Source organism: Streptomyces sp. NPDC015242, from assembly GCF_043079125.1.
Taxonomy (GTDB): Bacteria; Actinomycetota; Actinomycetes; order Streptomycetales; family Streptomycetaceae; genus Streptomyces.
In genome coordinates this window covers 381,166-396,259 of the sequence record NZ_JBIBUF010000009.1, presented here as the reverse complement: position 1 = coordinate 396,259, position 15,094 = coordinate 381,166, and the positions used below count along the sequence as shown (strand labels likewise).

The following is a 15,094-nucleotide window of genomic DNA, read 5'->3' as shown; positions in this document are numbered from 1 at the left end:
GGGGCGTCCGGGCCTACGAGAGGCGTACGGGGAGGGTCAGGCGCCGATGGCGTGCAGACCGCCGTCCACGTGGATGATCTCGCCGGTGGTCTTCGGGAACCAGTCGCTCAGCAGCGCGACGACGCCGCGGCCGGCCGGCTCCGGGTCCTTCAGGTCCCACTCCAGCGGGGAGCGCGAGTCCCACACGGACGCCAGCTCGCTGAAGCCCGGGATGGACTTGGCGGCCATCGAGCCGAGCGGGCCCGCCGAGACCAGGTTGCAGCGGATGTTCTGCTTGCCCAGGTCGCGGGCCATGTAGCGGCTGGTGGCCTCCAGGGCGGCCTTGGCCGGGCCCATCCAGTCGTACTGCGGCCAGGCGAACTGCGCGTCGAAGGTCAGGCCGACGACCGAGCCGCCGTTCTGCATCAGCGGCAGGCAGGCCATGGTCAGCGACTTCAGGGAGTACGCCGAGACGTGCATGGCGGTGGCGACCGACTCGAACGGGGTGTTCAGGAAGTTGCCGCCGAGGGCGTCCTGGGGGGCGAAGCCGATGGAGTGCACGACGCCGTCGAGGCCGCCGAGCTCCTCGCCGACGACGTCGGCCAGGCGCGCGAGGTGCTCGTCGTTGGTCACGTCCAGCTCGATGACCTTGACGGGCTTGGGGAGCTTCCTGGCGATGCGCTCGGTGAGCGTGGGCCGCGGGAACGCCGTGAGGATGACCTCGGCGCCCTGCTCCTGGGCCAGCTTGGCGGTGTGGAAGGCGATGGAGGCCTCCGTCAGCACACCGGTGATCAGGACGCGCTTGCCCTCGAGAATTCCGCTCATGGTGATCAGTGACCCATTCCCAGTCCGCCGTCAACCGGGATGACGGCTCCAGTGATGTACGAGGCGTCGTCCGAGGCGAGGAACCGCACGGCCGCGGCGATCTCCTCCGGCTGGGCGTACCGCCCGAGCGGCACCTGCGCCACGATGCCGGAGCGCTGCTCGTCGGTGAGCACCTTGGTCATGTCGGTGTCGACGAAGCCGGGTGCGACGACGTTGAAGGTGATGTTGCGCGAGCCCAGCTCCCGGGCGAGGGACCGCGCGAAGCCGACCAGGGCGGCCTTGGAGGCGGCGTAGTTGGACTGCCCCGCGGAGCCGAGCAGCCCGACGACCGACGAGATCAGCACGACGCGGCCCTTCTTGGCGCGCAGCATGCCGCGGTTGGCCCGCTTGACGACACGGAAGGTGCCGGTGAGGTTCGTGTCGACGACCGAGGTGAAGTCCTCCTCGGACATCCGCATCAGGAGCTGGTCCTTGGTGATGCCGGCGTTGGCGACCAGGACCTCGACGGGGCCGTGGGCCTCCTCGATCTCCTTGTAGGCCTGCTCCACCTGCTCGGCGTCGGTGATGTCGCACTTGACGGCCAGGCAGCCCAGCTCCGTCAGGGCGGCCGGCGGCTCGCCCGAGCGGTACGTGATGGCGACCTTGTCGCCGGCATCGGCGAAAACGCGGGCGATGGCGAGGCCGATGCCCCGGTTGCCTCCGGTGACGAGAACCGAGCGGCTCAACGGATCACCCTTTCGGTAGCGGTCTGGTACCCCGCCCGGGCGCCTGGACGACAGGCGGCGATGACAGGCGGCTTCCCCGAAAACCTATCGGTCCCGGCACACCCTCGGACAATCGGGCACCGACAGTGGCGCAGGGACCTCACTGTCGGGTCCCTACAGAAGACCGTGGTCATCGGTGCGGAAAGTCGTGGCCCGCGCGCGGGATGGGCGACATGATCGGAGCAGTCAGCAAGACACCGAGAACGGCAACCACGGTCACCTCGACAGAAAGAGACGGCGGTGCCTCATACCATCGACGAGGCCTTCACGGCCCTCCCCCTACGCGCCCTCGCCGACGCGGCCCTGGCACGCGCGCGTGCGCTGGGCGCCGAGCACGCGGACTTCCGGTTCGAACGGGTGCGCAGCGCCTCCTGGCGGTTCCGGGACGCCAAGCCCGCCGGGTCGTCGGACACCACCGACCTGGGGTACGCGGTGCGGGTGGTGCACGGCGGCACCTGGGGCTTCGCGTCCGGTGTCGACCTGACCATGGACGCCGCCGCCAGGGTCGCCGGGCAGGCGGTGGCCATGGCGAAGCTGTCCGCCCAGGTGATCAAGGCGGCCGGCTCGCAGGAGCGCGTGGAACTCGCCGACGAGCCGGTGCACGCCGACAGGACGTGGATCTCCTCGTACGAGATCGACCCGTTCACCGTGCCGGACGAGGAGAAGGCCGGGCTGATCGCCGAATGGAGCGCGCGGCTGCTCGCGGCGCGCGGGGTCGACCACGTCGACGCCTCGCTGCTCACCGTCCACGAGAACAAGTTCTACGCCGACACGGCCGGGACCGTCACCACGCAGCAGCGGGTGCGGCTGCACCCGGTGTTCAACGCCGTCGCGGTGGACGAGTCCAGCGGCGAGTTCGACTCGATGCGCACGCTCGCGCCGCCCGTCGGGCGGGGCTGGGAGTACCTGCGCGGCACCGGCTGGGACTGGGAGGGCGAGCTGGAGCGGATCCCGGAGCTGCTCGCCGAGAAGATGCGCGCGCCGAGCGTCGAACCGGGCCTGTACGACCTGGTGGTCGACCCGTCCAACCTGTGGCTGACCATCCACGAGTCCATCGGCCACGCCACCGAACTCGACCGGGCGCTCGGCTACGAGGCCGCCTACGCCGGCACCTCCTTCGCCACCTTCGACCAGCTGGGCAAGCTGCGCTACGGCTCGGAGCTGATGAACGTCACCGGCGACCGCACCGCCGAGCACGGCCTGGCCACCATCGGCTACGACGACGAGGGCGTCGAGGGCCAGTCCTGGGACCTGGTCAGGAACGGCACGCTCGTCGGCTACCAGCTCGACCGGCGGATCGCGAGGCTGACGGGCTTCGAGCGGTCCAACGGCTGCGCCTTCGCCGACTCCCCCGGCCATGTGCCGGTCCAGCGCATGGCCAACGTGTCGCTGCAGCCGGACCCGGCGGGGATGTCGACCGAGGACCTGATCGGGGGCGTGGAGCGCGGCATCTACGTCGTCGGGGACCGGTCCTGGTCGATCGACATGCAGCGCTACAACTTCCAGTTCACCGGGCAGCGCTTCTACCGCATCGAGAACGGCCGGCTCGCCGGGCAGCTGCGCGACGTGGCCTACCAGGCGACCACCACGGACTTCTGGGGCTCGATGTCCGCCGTCGGCGGGCCGCAGACCTATGTCCTGGGCGGCGCCTTCAACTGCGGCAAGGCCCAGCCGGGCCAGGTCGCCGCCGTGTCGCACGGCTGTCCCTCGGCGCTGTTCAAGGGCGTCAACATCCTCAACACGACCCAGGAGGCCGGTCGATGAGCGCGCGCACCAGCAAGCCCCACGAGGTCGTCGAGCGCGCCCTCGAACTGTCCCGGGCGGACGGCTGTGTCGTCATCGCCGACGAGCACTCCTCCGCCAATCTGCGCTGGGCGGGCAACGCCCTGACGACGAACGGCGTCACCCGTGGGCGCACCCTCACGGTGATCGCCACGGTGGACGGCACGGAGGGCACCGCCTCGGGGGTGGTGTCCCGGTCCGCCGTCACCGCCGACGAGCTGGAGCCCCTGGTGCGGGCGGCGGAGGCCGCCGCGCGGGGCGCGGGGCCCGCGGAGGACGCGCAGCCGCTGGTCACGGGCGTGGACCGGTCGCCGGACTTCACGGAGGCGCCCGCCGAGACGTCCTCGGCCGTGTTCGCCGACTTCGCTCCGGCGCTCGGCGAGGCCTTCGCACGCGCGCGTGCGGGCGGCCGCGAGCTGTACGGCTTCGCCCACCACGAACTGGTGTCGTCCTACGTGGGCACCTCCACGGGGCTGCGGCTGCGGCACGACCAGCCGAAGGGCACGCTGGAGCTGAACGCCAAGTCGCCCGACCGGACCCGGTCGGCGTGGGCCGGGCGTTCCACGCGGGACTTCAAGGACGTCGACCCGGCCGCCATGGACGCCGAGCTGGCCGTGCGGCTCGGCTGGGCCGAGCGGCGCGTGGAGCTGCCCGCGGGACGGTACGAGACGCTGCTGCCGCCGACGGCGGTGGCGGACCTGCTGATCTACCAGCTGTGGTCGGCGTCGGGCCGGGACGCGGTCGAGGGACGCACGGTGTTCTCCAAGCCGGGCGGTGGCACGCGGGTCGGCGAGAAGCTGACCGACCTGCCGCTGACCCTGCGCAGCGACCCGTACGAGCCCGGCCTGGAGACGGCGCCCTTCGTGATCGCGCACTCCTCGGGCGGCGACCAGTCGGTGTTCGACAACGGGCTGCCGCTGACGGCCACCGAGTGGATGCGCGAGGGCGAGCTGCGGCACCTGACGACCAGCCGCCACAGCGCGGGCCTGACCGGGCTGCCCGTGGCGCCGGGCATCGAGAACCTGATCCTGGACGGGGGCGAGGACCGCTCCCTGGACGAGATGGTGGCGAACACCGAGCGCGGGCTGCTGCTGACCTGCCTGTGGTACATCCGCGAGGTCGACCCGGCGACCCTGCTGCTGACCGGCCTGACCCGGGACGGCGTCTACCTGGTCGAGAACGGCGAGGTGACGGGCGAGGTGAACAACTTCAGGTTCAACGAGTCCCCGGTGGGCCTGCTGGGGCGGGCGACCGAGGCGGGGCGGACGGAGAGGACGCTGCCGAGGGAGTGGAGCGACTGGTTCACCAGGGCCGCGATGCCGGCCCTGCGGGTGCCCGACTTCAATATGAGCTCTGTCAGCCAGGGCGTATAACCTCGTACCCACCACGAGGCCAATCAAGGAGATACGAGAACCGTGACGGACATCGTCGACGAGCTGAAGTGGCGCGGGCTGTTCGCCCTGTCCACTGACGAGGACGCTTTGCGCAAGGCGCTCGCGGACGGTCCCGTCACGTTCTATTGCGGTTTCGACCCGACCGCGCCGTCGCTGCACGTGGGGCACCTGGTGCAGGTGCTCACCGTGCGCCGGCTCCAGCAGGCCGGTCACCGGCCGCTGGCGCTGGTCGGCGGAGCCACGGGCCTGATCGGCGACCCCCGCCCGACGGCGGAGCGCACGCTGAACGACCCGGAGACGGTCGGCGGCTGGGTCGACAGGCTGCGCGCCCAGATCGAGCCGTTCCTCGACTTCGAGGGTCAGAACGCGGCCGTCATGGTCAACAACCTCGACTGGACGCGGGACCTCTCCGCGATCGAGTTCCTGAGGGACATCGGCAAGCACTTCCGCGTCAACAAGATGCTGACGAAGGACTCCGTGGCCCGCCGCCTGGAGTCCTCCGAGGGCATCAGCTACACGGAGTTCAGCTACCAGCTCCTGCAGGGCATGGACTTCCTCCAGCTCTACCGGCGCTACGGCTGCACGCTCCAGCAGGGCGGCAGCGACCAGTGGGGCAACCTCACGGCGGGCCTGGACCTGATCCACCGTCTGGAGCCGGACGCGACCGTGCACGCGCTGGCGACGCCGCTGATGACGAAGGCGGACGGCACCAAGTTCGGCAAGACCGAGGGCGGTGCCGTCTGGCTCGACCCGGAGATGACGACGCCGTACGCGTTCTACCAGTTCTGGCTGAACGTGGACGACCGGGACATCTCGCGGTACATGCGCATCCTGTCCTTCCGCTCCCGCGCGGAGCTGGAGGAGCTGGAGAGGCAGACGGAGGAGCGTCCGCAGGCACGGGCCGCGCAGCGGGCGCTGGCCGAGGAGCTGACGACGCTGGTGCACGGCGCCGACCAGACGGCCGCCGTGATCGCCGCGTCGAAGGCCCTCTTTGGGCAGGGCGAGCTGGCGGAGCTGGACGAGCGGACGCTGGCCGCGGCCCTGTCCGAGGTGCCGCACATCCAGGTGGCCGAGCTGGCCCCGGCCGTCGACCTGTTCGCCGAGGTCGGCCTGGTCGCCAGCAAGTCGGCCGCGCGCCGCACGGTCAAGGAGGGCGGCGCGTACGTGAACAACGTCAAGGTCGCCGCCGAGGACGCCGTCCCGGCCCGGGAGGACCTGCTGCACGGCCGCTGGCTGGTGCTGCGCCGGGGCAAGAAGAACCTGGCCGCGGTCGAGGTCACGGGCGGCTGAGCACGCACGGCGAAGGGGCGGCCTCCGGTGCCGGAGGCCGCCCCTTCGCCGTGCGCCCGTCATGCCCTGCGTCTGCTCCCCCTGACCGCCGTCCAGGCCCGGTCGCCGAGACCGACGAGGATGACCGCCATGACCAGCTGGAAGACGTGCCGCCACCAGTCGATGCCGGCTGTGGCGTCGACGCCTGCCGCCCGGGCGATGGCGTTGCCGGCGATACCGCCGATCATGCCCAGGATGACCGTCAGCCACAGCGGTACGTGCTGTTTGCCCGGAATGATCGCCTTGGCGATCAGACCGAGCACCAGTCCCACGATGATCGCCCACAACCAGCCCATCGGTGCCTCCTCGTCCGGCTCGACCTGAGCACTACGGCCAGTGTCGGCCCAGCCGCCCTACGCCGCATGCCGACGACTCCGTACGCGGTACGGCGCAGGCCGTGCGCATCGGCCGGACCGGCCCCGGTCTCGTAGCGGACGCAGCCGCGGCGTAACGTGGGATGTGTCCTGGTCGGTCACCCCCCACCGGCCCGGGGCGGCTACGGGGCGGGGACGGTCCGATACGGGCGGATGGTGGAATGCGATGCGGAAGCAGCATGGCGGCGGCAACGTCCAGGTTTTCCGGATCACCGGCGCCCGGGCGGGGCTGCAGGAGGACGTGCGCGGGCGGCAGCGCAGGTACGTGATCTCGATGACGGTCCGCACGATCTCGGTCATCCTGGCGGCGGTCCTGTGGAACGTCGAACGGCACGTGGCCGTCGTGGCGTTGGTGCTCGGACTGGTGCTGCCGTACATCGCGGTGGTGATCGCGAACGCCGGGCGCGAGAACGCGCCGTCCCTGCCGTCGACGTTCGTGGCACCGCCGGTGCGGCCGATGATCGCGCCGGCCGGGCCCGAGGACGGCCGGGCGGAATCCGCGGCGGAAGACGCCGTTTCGGGGACGGCGCCGGGGGCGCGCGGCGAATCTCCCGAGCGGTAGGGGCGCCGCGGGGCGGGCTGGTCGCGCTCGCAAACGGAAGTCGCCTTCCCGCCAAGCTCAGGAAAAGCTCAGATCAATCATGTTGTTCCAGTGCCGGGCCCGGGGTTACCCGTGACATACTTCGTACGCGCTCCGCATCCCCCGTCGGAGCGACGGACCGACGCCGGGCAGCTCCCCCCGTGGCTGCTCGGCGTCGCCTTTTCTGTGTGCAGTGGTGAGATGAACCTGTGAGTGACGAGACGCCCATCTGTTCCGCGAAGGGCTGCCGTGTCGACGCGGTGTGGGTCCTCGCCTGGAACAACCCGAAGATCCATACGCCGGAGCGGCGCAAGACGTGGCTGGCCTGTGAGGAGCACCGCGAGCACCTGTCGCAGTTCCTCGGGGTGCGGGGATTCCTGAAGGACGTGGTCCTCCTCCGGGAGTGGGAAGAGACCGCCTAGCCCGTCAGCCGCCGATCGCCGACATGGGGCGGTCCGGCTGCACGAACGCCGGGTCGTCCAGGCCCGCGCCCGCCTTCTTGCCCCACATCGCCAGGCGCCAGACGCGGGCGATCTCCTCGTCCGGGGCGCCCGAGCGCAGCGCGGCGCGCAGGTCCGTCTCCTCCCGTGCGAACAGGCAGGTGCGTACCTGACCGTCGGCGGTGAGGCGGGTGCGGTCGCAGGCCGCGCAGAACGGGCGGGTGACCGAGGCGATCACACCGACCACGTGCGGGCCGCCGTCGACGAGCCAGCGCTCCGCCGGGGCCGAGCCGCGCTTCTCCTCGCCCTCGGGCGTCAGCTCGAAGCGGGTGCGCAGGGAGGCCAGGATGTCGCCTGCCGTGATCATGCCGTCGCGCTTCCAGCCGTGCTGGGCGTCCAGGGGCATCTGCTCGATGAACCGCAGCTCGTACTCGTGCTCCACGGCCCAGGCGAGGAGGTCGGGGGCCTCGTCGTCGTTGAGCCCCGGCATGAGGACCGAGTTGACCTTGACCGGGGTCAGACCGGCGTCACGGGCGGCGTGCAGGCCCTCGATGACGTCCTTGTGGCGGTCACGGCGGGTGAGGGTCTTGAAGACGTCGGGACGGAGCGTGTCCAGGGAGACGTTGACGCGGTCCAGGCCCGCCGCCTTCAGGGCCGCCGCCGTGCGCTTGAGGCCGATGCCGTTGGTGGTCAGCGACATCTGGGGGCGGGGTTCCAGGGCGGCCACGCGCTCGACGATGCCGACCAGGCCGGGGCGCAGCAGGGGCTCGCCGCCGGTGAAGCGGACCTCCTCGATCCCGAGGGACGTGACCGCGATGCCGATCAGGCGGACGATCTCGTCGTCGGTGAGCAGATCCGGCTTGGCCAGCCACTGCAGGCCTTCCTCGGGCATGCAGTACGTGCACCGCAGGTTGCAGCGGTCGGTCAGCGAGACCCTCAGGTCGGTGGCCACTCGGCCGTAGGTGTCGATGAGCACGTGGGCCCCCTCCCTCGACGCGGATCGTGCCCGGAGCACTGGTTCTCCGACTCCTGTGAGCCTACGTGACACCGCTGACAACGCCACAGACCCGATCCCACGACGTGGGACGCGACCGCGCCGCAGGGACCTGGAGGTTCCTACGACGCGGCCGCGGGTGGAGGGTCGTGCTCAGTGGGCGCCGGTGCCGGTCAGGGACCTGACCTCCAGCTCGGCGTACTTCTTGGCGTCGGGCTCCTCCTTGGACAGGACCGTGCCGAGCCAGCCCATGAGGAAGCCGAACGGGATGGAGATGATGCCCGGGTTCTTCAGCGGGAACCAGGCGAAGTCGACCTCGGGGAACATCGCCTTGGGGTCGCCGGAGACCACGGGCGAGAACAGCACCAGGCCGACGGCGACGATCAGGCCGCCGTAGATCGACCACAGGGCGCCCTGGGTGGTGAACCGCTTCCAGAACAGGCTGTAGAGGATCGTCGGCAGGTTGGCGGAGGCCGCGACGGCGAAGGCGAGGGCGACCAGGCCCGCCACGTTCAGGTCGCGGGCCAGGGCGCCCAGGCCGATGGAGACGATGCCGATGGCGACGGTCGCCCAGCGGGCCGCGCGGACCTCCTCGGCGCCGGAGGCCTGCCCCTTGCGGATGACGTTGGCGTAGATGTCGTGCGCGAAGGACGACGACGAGGCGAGGGTGAGGCCGGCGACCACGGCGAGGATCGTCGCGAAGGCGACCGCCGAGATCGTGGCGAGCAGGATCGCGCCCCAGGCCGAGTCGACGCCGCCCAGGTGCAGGGCGAGCAGTGGCGCGGCGGTGTTGCCGGACGGGTTGGAGGCGATGATCTCGTCCTGGGAGATCAGCGCGGCGGCGCCGAAGCCGAGGGCGATGGTCATCAGGTAGAAGGCGCCGATGATGCCGATGGCCCAGTTCACGGACTTCCGGGCGGCCTTGGCGTTGGGCACGGTGTAGAAGCGGATCAGGATGTGCGGCAGGCCGGCGGTGCCGAGCACGAGGGCGATGCCCAGGGAGATGAAGTCCAGCTTGGAGGTGCCGGTGGCGCCGTACTGGAGGCCGGGCTCCAGGAAGGCGGCGCCCTTGCCGCTGTTCTCGGCGGCGGTGCCGAGCAGGTCGGAGATGTTGAAGTCGAACTTCAGCAGCACCAGGAAGGTGATCAGGAGGGTGCCGCCGATGAGCAGCACGGCCTTGACCATCTGCACCCAGGTGGTGCCCTTCATGCCGCCGATGGAGACGTAGACGATCATCAGGAGGCCGACCAGGGCGACGATGAGGATCTTGCCCGCGTCGGAGGTGATCCCGAGCAGCAGCGAGACGAGGACGCCCGCGCCGGCCATCTGGGCCAGCAGGTAGAAGATCGACACGACGATCGTGGAGGTGCCGGCGGCGGTGCGGACCGGGCGCTGGCGCATGCGGTAGGCGAGGACGTCGCCCATGGTGTAGCGGCCGGAGTTGCGCAGCGGCTCGGCCACCAGGAGCAGGGCGACCAGCCAGGCGACCAGGAAGCCGATGGAGTACAGGAAGCCGTCGTAGCCGAAGATGGCGATGGCGCCGGCGATGCCGAGGAAGGACGCGGCGGACATGTAGTCGCCGGAGACGGCGAGGCCGTTCTGGAAGGCGCTGAACTGGCGGCCGCCGGCGTAGAAGTCGGCGGCGTCCTTGGTCTGCCGGCCGGCCCAGACGGTGATGCCGAGGGTGGCGAGGACGAACAGCGCGAACAGGGTGATGATCAGCGGGCGGTGCTCGCTGGCCTCGTTCGCGGCGAGCAGGGTCTGCTGTGCGGTGCTCATGCGCCGCCCTCCATCCGGGACTTGATGGCCTCGGCCTTGGGGTCGAGCTTCGCGGCGGCGTGCTTCGAGTACCACCAGGCGATGAGGAACGTGGTGACGAACTGGGCGACGCCGAAGACGAAGGCGACGTTGATGTTGCCGAACAGCTTGGTGCCCATGAAGCCGCCCGCGTAGTTCGACAGCAGCACGTACAGCAGGTACCAGGCGATGAAGGCGACGGTCAGCGGAAAGGCGAAGGAGCGGTAGGAGCGGCGCAGTTCACCGAACTCCGCGCTCTGCTGCACCTCGGTGAACTCCTCCGGTGAGGGGAGTTTGTGTTGCTCTTTCGAGGGGGGCGGTGCGTCGGTGGCCACGGAGTCTCCTCGTAGGGACGGAAGCGGTAGGTACGGGGCGGAGGCGAGTGTCCTCGCGCTCCTTGTCCAACGTCACGGCGGCACGCGAGGAGCGGTTCAACCGGGTCGGTTTCTTTCCGAAGTCGTTCCGGGAAAACGTTGCTGGCCAGCGAGAGGCCGGGATAGCTTCACCCTGCACCACCTCGTCATGTACCTGCCCGAGCACCACCTGTGCCTCGGGCCGGTTTCGTTTCCGGAGGATGTGGAGACCCCATGTCTCACTTGCGTTCCAGACGCCGGCTCGCTCTCGCCGTGCCCGTCGTGCTGTCGCTGACGGCTTCGCTCGGTTTCCTGCCCGCCGCCGCCTCGGCGGCCCCGCAGGCGGAGCAGGCCACCCGGACGGCGGACGCGCCCCAGCTGGCGTACGTCGTCAACACCAAGGTGGACCGCCACACGATCGCGTCGGTGAAGAAGGCGATCGGCAAGGCCGGCGGCTCCGTCGTGGCGACGTACGAGCGGATCGGCGTCATCGTCGTCCACTCCTCGAACCCCGACTTCGCCAAGACCGTCCGCACGGCCCGCGGAGTGCAGTCGGCCGGCGCGACGCGCACGGCGCCGCTGGCCGCCGCGGGCACGAAGGAGGAGGGCGAGGCCCGGTACCTGACGGCCGCCCAGGCCGAGCGGGTCGAGGCCGCCTCCGCCAGGACGCCCGAGAGCGAGCCCCTCGAGGCCGACCAGTGGGACCTGCGCGCGATCGGCGCCGACAAGGCGGCCGCGATCAACCCGGGCAGCCGCAAGGTGACGGTCGCCGTCATCGACACCGGCGTGGACGACACCCACCCCGACATCGCCCCGAACTTCTCCGCCTCCCAGTCCGCCAACTGCGCCGGCGGCAAGGCCGACACCAGCGAGGGCGCCTGGCGGCCGTACACCCCCGAGGACTACCACGGCACGCACGTGGCCGGTTCGATCGCCGCCGCCCGCAACGGCGTGGGCGTCGCGGGCGTCGCTCCCGGTGTGAAGGTGTCCAGCATCAACGTGACCGACCGGGCGAGCGGCCTCTTCTACCCGGAGAGCGTCGTCTGCGCGTTCGTGTTCGCCGCCGACCACGGCGTCGAGATCACGAACAACAGCTACTACGTCGACCCGTGGCTGTACAACTGCATGGACGACCCGGACCAGCGCGCGATCGTGGACGCCGTCAACCGGGCGCAGCTGTACGCCCAGAAGAAGGGCACGCTGCACGTCGCCGCCGCGGGCAACTCCAACCACGACCTGGACGCGGACGCGATCGTCGACGACTCCAGCCCGAACGACACCACGCCCGTCGAGCGCACCATCGACCCGCACGAGTGCTTCGACATACCCACCCAGCTGCCGGGTGTCGTCACGGTCAGCGCGACCGGCGTGCAGAACGTCAAGTCGTACTACTCGACCTACGGCAAGGGCGTCGTCGACGTCGCCGCGCCGGGCGGTGACCGCCGCTACCAGATCCCGGACACGCCCTCCAAGGACGGCCGCATCCTGTCCACCATGCCGAACGGCGCGTGGGCCTTCCTGCAGGGCACCTCGATGGCCTCGCCGCACGCCTCCGGCGTCGCCGCGCTGCTGAAGTCCAAGTACCCCTGGGCCTCGCCGGCCCAGCTCCAGGCGCTGCTGAAGGCGCAGGCCGACGAGACGGCCTGCCCCGCGTCCTACGACCAGGACGGCGACGGCACGCAGGACGCGGTGTGCGAGGGCGGCGAGCGCGTCAACGGCTTCTACGGCCACGGCATCGTCAACGCGCTGCGCGCGGTCAAGTGACCCGCGCGTCCCTGACCCTCCGCACAGCCTCCTCGTACCGCGAACGAACTGGAGACACCATGACTGCGCCGCACGCGCGCTACCGCCGCGCCGTCGCGATCCCGGCCGGGATGGCCGTGGCCACGGCCCTCGCGTTCCTGCCGAACACCGCGGCCACGGCCGCCGAGGACGCCCCCGCGACGGTCTCGGCCGACGCGACCCCGCTCAGCTACGTCGTCAACGTCAAGCCCGGTCACGGCACTTCGGCGTACGTGAAGAAGGCCGTCGGCAAGGCCGGCGGGACGATCGTGACGTCGTACGACCAGATCGGCGTCATCGTCGTCCACTCCTCGAATCCCGACTTCGCCAAGACCATCCGCACGGTGCGCGGAGTCCAGTCGGCCGGTGCCACCCGCACCGCCCCGCTGCCCGCGGCGTCGACGGGCGACCTGGGCGCGCCGAAGGTGCTGAGCGCGGCCGAGGTCGCGCGGGCGGAGGCGGCGGCCGGGCAGGACCCGCTGGAGTCCCTGCAGTGGGACCTGCCCGCCATCAAGGCGGACAAGGCGCACGAGAAGTCGCTGGGCAGCGACAAGGTCACGGTCGCCGTGATCGACACCGGCGTGGACGACACCCACCCGGACATCGCGCCCAACTTCGACCGCGAGGCGTCGGTCAACTGCGTCACGGGCAAGCCGGACACCTCCGACGGGGCGTGGCGGCCGAGCGCCGCGGAGAGCCCGCACGGCACGCACGTGGCCGGTGAGATCGCCGCCGCCAAGAACGGCGTCGGCATGACGGGCGTCGCGCCCGGCGTGAAGGTCTCGGGCATCAAGGTGTCCACCACGGCCGGCTTCTTCTACACGGAGGCCGTGGTGTGCGGCTTCGTGTGGGCGGCCGAGCACGGGGTCGACGTGACGAACAACAGCTATTACACCGACCCCTGGTACTTCAACTGCAAGAACGACCCGGACCAGAAGGCGCTCGTGGAGGCCGTCACGCGCGCCTCGCGGTACGCGGAGAAGAAGGGCGCGGTCAACGTCGCGGCGGCGGGCAACGAGAACTACGACCTCGCCTCCGACTCGATCACCGACCCCTCCTCCCCGAACGACACCACGCCGGGCGAGCGGGTCGTCGACCCCTCGGAGTGCCTCGACATACCGACCCAGCTGCCGGGTGTCGTCACGGTCGCGGCGACGGGTGCGAAGGGCATCAAGTCGTCCTTCTCCAACTACGGCCTGGGCGTGGCCGACATCGCCGCGCCGGGCGGCGACTCCACGGCCTACCAGAAGCCGGAGCCGCCGGCCACGAGCGGGCTCATCCTGGGCACGCTGCCGGGCGGCAAGTGGGGCTACATGGCCGGTACGTCGATGGCGTCCCCGCACGTCGCGGGCGTCGCCGCGCTCATCAAGTCGACGCACCCGTACGCCTCCCCGGCCCTGGTGAAGGCCCTGCTGTACGCGCAGGCCGACGCCAAGGCGTGCACGGACCCGTACGACATCGACGCCGACGGCAAGGTCGACGCGGTGTGCGAGGGCTCGAAGAACCGCAACGGCTTCTACGGCTGGGGCATCGCCGACGCGCTGGACGCGGTGACCAAGTAGCGTCCGTGTGACGACGAGACGGGCCGGGCGGGGTCATCCGCCCGGCCCGTCCCGTTCCGGCGGGTCGGCGGACGGACCCCGCTTCCGACTTGCCCGGCCCTGTGGAGGTTGGTGAAGATCCCGGGGTGACCTCGACAAGATCTGCTCCCGGGGCGGCCGGGACGCGCGAACGGGGCGGTGCCGGGCGGGCCGTCGCCCTGCTGGCGCTCGTGGCGCTTGCCGCGCTGATCCCGCTGCTCGGCCCGTCGGCCGCGCTGCACGGCACCGGGGAGGCCGAGGCGCCCGGCGCCGGGGGCATAGCCCTGCTGCGCACGGTGCTGTTCGCGGCGCTGTGCATACCGGTCGGCGAGGTGTTCGTGAACCGGCTGGCACGGTCGGTGCCGGGGGCTCTGCCGGGTCCGCCGCCCAGCTGGTCGCCCTGGGCGGCCGCCGCCGGCTTCCTGGCCGCCCTGGGGCTCGCCTCGGTCGTCGCCACGGGCAATCTGGTGCCGGGCGGCCTCTCGGACATCGACGCCGGCGGCCTGTACGCCTCGCGGGACGGCAAGCTCGCCCTGCTGGAGGTCAACGCGTTCCTCGTGGCGGGGCTGTGCGCCGTCTCCCGGCGCCCGGCCACCCAGGTGCTGCCGCTGGCCGCCGTGATCGTCGCCGAGGCGCTGCGCGCCCACCCCGCGACCGAGCACACCCCGCTGACCGGCTCCGCCCTGACGCTCGTGCACCTGACCTGTGCCGCCCTGTGGGCGGGCGGCCTGCTCCACGCCCTGCGTGTGCTGCGGTTGTGGCGCGCCCCGGCGGGCGCGGCTCTGCTGGGCCTCTACGCGCGCGTGGCGGCCGTGCTGCTCGCCGCCATCACCGCGACGGGCGTGTGCAGTTCGCTGCGGCGGATGCCGCCGGAGACGATCCTGGAGCAGCTGACGGCGACGGCGTACGGCCGTGCCCTGCTGGCCAAGGTGCTGCTCGTGGCCGCCGTCGCCGTGCTGGCCCTGTGGGCCCGGCGACGGCTGCGCCGGGCGGCGGATCCGCTGACCGCATGCGCCCCGGCCCGGGCGGAGGTCGCCGCGCTGGGTCTGGTGGTCGCGGTGTCCGGGCTGATGACGGCCCTGCCGGTACCCATCCGCTGGTAGACCGGCCCTCTCCCCCGC

14 protein-coding genes are annotated in these 15,094 nt (G+C 71.2%); 8 read left to right on the top strand and 6 right to left on the bottom strand.

Annotated elements, in window-relative coordinates:
- Positions 1-36: 36 nt before the first annotated feature.
- A complete protein-coding gene (fabI, locus tag ACF07N_RS29865; RefSeq protein ID WP_383332105.1) occupies positions 37-804 on the bottom strand; it encodes an enoyl-ACP reductase FabI in 768 nt (255 codons plus the stop codon).
- Between the two features lie 5 nt (positions 805-809).
- Positions 810-1,529 (bottom strand): 3-oxoacyl-[acyl-carrier-protein] reductase, encoded by a 720-nt coding sequence (gene fabG / locus ACF07N_RS29860; RefSeq protein WP_392118730.1) that lies wholly within the window; start codon positions 1,527-1,529, stop codon positions 810-812.
- Positions 1,530-1,808: 279 nt separating this feature from the next.
- Here fabG and ACF07N_RS29855 point away from each other — a divergent pair, with 279 nt between their 5' ends.
- Genes ACF07N_RS29855 through tyrS form a run of 3 tightly spaced genes read left to right on the top strand, consistent with a single transcriptional unit; the run spans position 1,809 to position 6,034 of the window.
- Entirely contained in the window at positions 1,809-3,332 is a 1,524-nt protein-coding gene (locus ACF07N_RS29855) for a TldD/PmbA family protein (RefSeq protein ID WP_392118727.1), read from the top strand.
- On the top strand, positions 3,329-4,723 hold the full coding sequence (locus ACF07N_RS29850) for a metallopeptidase TldD-related protein (RefSeq protein ID WP_392118724.1): 1,395 nt from the start codon (positions 3,329-3,331) through the stop codon (positions 4,721-4,723). The genes ACF07N_RS29855 and ACF07N_RS29850 overlap by 4 nt, the downstream gene beginning before the upstream one ends.
- 42 nt (positions 4,724-4,765) lie before the next feature.
- Positions 4,766-6,034 carry a tyrosine--tRNA ligase gene (gene tyrS, locus ACF07N_RS29845; RefSeq protein WP_383346937.1) on the top strand — a complete coding sequence of 423 codons (1,269 nt, stop codon included), beginning with the start codon at positions 4,766-4,768 and terminating at the stop codon, positions 6,032-6,034.
- A gap of 59 nt (positions 6,035-6,093) precedes the next feature.
- Here the strand turns inward: tyrS and ACF07N_RS29840 are convergent, their stop codons facing one another.
- A complete protein-coding gene (locus ACF07N_RS29840) occupies positions 6,094-6,369 on the bottom strand; it encodes a GlsB/YeaQ/YmgE family stress response membrane protein (protein WP_392118720.1) in 276 nt (91 codons plus the stop codon).
- A gap of 244 nt (positions 6,370-6,613) precedes the next feature.
- Between ACF07N_RS29840 and ACF07N_RS29835 the strand changes: the two genes are divergently transcribed.
- Positions 6,614-7,009: a DUF3099 domain-containing protein gene (locus tag ACF07N_RS29835; protein ID WP_383332093.1), complete on the top strand. Its 396-nt coding sequence runs from the start codon at positions 6,614-6,616 to the stop codon at positions 7,007-7,009.
- Between the two features lie 227 nt (positions 7,010-7,236).
- A complete protein-coding gene (locus tag ACF07N_RS29830) occupies positions 7,237-7,449 on the top strand; it encodes a hypothetical protein (protein ID WP_383332091.1) in 213 nt (70 codons plus the stop codon).
- A gap of 4 nt (positions 7,450-7,453) precedes the next feature.
- Here ACF07N_RS29830 and moaA read toward each other — a convergent pair whose 3' ends face one another.
- The 3 genes from moaA to ACF07N_RS29815 all read right to left on the bottom strand — a co-directional run bounded on the left by moaA (position 7,454) and on the right by ACF07N_RS29815 (position 10,593).
- Entirely contained in the window at positions 7,454-8,443 is a 990-nt protein-coding gene (gene moaA / locus ACF07N_RS29825; protein WP_392118717.1) for a GTP 3',8-cyclase MoaA, read from the bottom strand.
- A 171-nt stretch (positions 8,444-8,614) separates the two neighbouring features.
- Positions 8,615-10,240, bottom strand: coding sequence for a cation acetate symporter (locus ACF07N_RS29820; RefSeq protein ID WP_383332087.1), 1,626 nt, complete (start codon positions 10,238-10,240; stop codon positions 8,615-8,617).
- Positions 10,237-10,593 (bottom strand): DUF485 domain-containing protein, encoded by a 357-nt coding sequence (locus tag ACF07N_RS29815; RefSeq protein WP_383332085.1) that lies wholly within the window; start codon positions 10,591-10,593, stop codon positions 10,237-10,239. Before ACF07N_RS29815 ends, ACF07N_RS29820 begins: the two co-directional genes overlap by 4 nt.
- A gap of 252 nt (positions 10,594-10,845) precedes the next feature.
- Here ACF07N_RS29815 and ACF07N_RS29810 point away from each other — a divergent pair, with 252 nt between their 5' ends.
- The 3 genes from ACF07N_RS29810 (at position 10,846) to ACF07N_RS29800 (ending at position 15,076) form a co-directional block, all read left to right on the top strand.
- Entirely contained in the window at positions 10,846-12,375 is a 1,530-nt protein-coding gene (locus ACF07N_RS29810) for a S8 family serine peptidase (RefSeq protein ID WP_383332083.1), read from the top strand.
- Positions 12,376-12,434: 59 nt separating this feature from the next.
- Positions 12,435-13,955 carry a S8 family serine peptidase gene (locus ACF07N_RS29805; protein WP_392118712.1) on the top strand — a complete coding sequence of 507 codons (1,521 nt, stop codon included), beginning with the start codon at positions 12,435-12,437 and terminating at the stop codon, positions 13,953-13,955.
- A 125-nt stretch (positions 13,956-14,080) separates the two neighbouring features.
- Positions 14,081-15,076, top strand: a complete 996-nt coding sequence (locus ACF07N_RS29800; RefSeq protein ID WP_392118709.1) for a CopD family protein — start codon at positions 14,081-14,083, stop codon at positions 15,074-15,076.
- Positions 15,077-15,094: the final 18 nt, after the last annotated feature.

Coding starts and splice junctions, on each gene's coding strand:
- ACF07N_RS29805 (WP_392118712.1), top strand. CDS start 12,435: ATGACTGCGCCGCACGCGCGCTACCGCCGCGCCGTCGCGATCCCGGCC.
- ACF07N_RS29810 (WP_383332083.1), top strand. CDS start 10,846: ATGTCTCACTTGCGTTCCAGACGCCGGCTCGCTCTCGCCGTGCCCGTC.
- ACF07N_RS29835 (WP_383332093.1), top strand. CDS start 6,614: ATGCGGAAGCAGCATGGCGGCGGCAACGTCCAGGTTTTCCGGATCACC.
- ACF07N_RS29820 (WP_383332087.1), bottom strand. CDS start 10,240: ATGAGCACCGCACAGCAGACCCTGCTCGCCGCGAACGAGGCCAGCGAG.
- fabI (WP_383332105.1), bottom strand. CDS start 804: ATGAGCGGAATTCTCGAGGGCAAGCGCGTCCTGATCACCGGTGTGCTG.
- ACF07N_RS29850 (WP_392118724.1), top strand. CDS start 3,329: ATGAGCGCGCGCACCAGCAAGCCCCACGAGGTCGTCGAGCGCGCCCTC.
- ACF07N_RS29840 (WP_392118720.1), bottom strand. CDS start 6,369: ATGGGCTGGTTGTGGGCGATCATCGTGGGACTGGTGCTCGGTCTGATC.